Origin of the sequence: Rhodococcus sp. 15-725-2-2b (assembly GCF_002259075.1) — a bacterium.
Classification (GTDB): Bacteria; Actinomycetota; Actinomycetes; order Mycobacteriales; family Mycobacteriaceae; genus Rhodococcoides.
The window spans coordinates 1-602 of the sequence record NZ_NPFL01000003.1 but is presented as its reverse complement, the minus strand read 5'-3'; the positions used below and the strand labels follow the sequence as shown (position 1 = coordinate 602).

Below are 602 nucleotides of genomic sequence, written 5' to 3'. Positions count from 1 at the left end.
AGATCGTCACCGCACTACGACTACTCGAACGCAAACAAGTCACCCTCCCACCCAAGAAACACGGAAACATCCCACTATGAGCGAAACGAACGACGACGCCAATTATGTTGCTGCGTCCCTCAGTTGGTCGTTTCGCGGGCAGCCGACCGATACCGACATCGCTGCCGTTGTTGCTGTTCTGACCGCCGCGCAGTCGTCGGTGCTCGTCGAAGCTCCGGTTGTGTCGGATCTGTGGGGTCGACCGGAAGATATGCATCGTTACGGACTTGCCAGTGCTCCAGCCCTTTTCGTCAATGCCCGATATGGCCAGTGAAGGAATTTCAGTACATGACTACCTCGACTTCCCATAAGAAAATCTCGAAAGTCCTTGTCGCCAATCGTGGTGAGATCGCGGTGCGGGTGATCCGGGCGGCCGCCGATGCCGGGTTGGCCAGTGTCGCTGTGTACGCCGAGCCCGATGCCGATGCCCCGTTCGTTCGGTTGGCCGACGAGGCGTTCGCGCTGGGGGTCAGACCTCGGCGGAGTCGTATCTGGTGATCGACAAGATCCTCGACGCCGCCGCCAAGTCCGGTGCCGACGCCATCCACCCCGGCTACGGGTTC

1 protein-coding gene and 1 pseudogene are annotated in these 602 nt (G+C 60.1%); both read left to right on the top strand.

What is annotated here, in order from left to right:
- Positions 1-76 precede the first annotated feature (76 nt).
- Positions 77-313: an acyl-CoA carboxylase epsilon subunit gene (locus tag CH306_RS01710; RefSeq protein WP_045196097.1), complete on the top strand. Its 237-nt coding sequence runs from the start codon at positions 77-79 to the stop codon at positions 311-313.
- Positions 314-327: 14 nt separating this feature from the next.
- Positions 328-602: pseudogene (locus tag CH306_RS01705) on the top strand (biotin carboxylase N-terminal domain-containing protein); the annotation flags it as partial.

Excerpts from the sequence above, each read along its gene's own strand:
- CH306_RS01710 (WP_045196097.1), top strand. The coding sequence starts at position 77 with ATGAGCGAAACGAACGACGACGCCAATTATGTTGCTGCGTCCCTCAGT.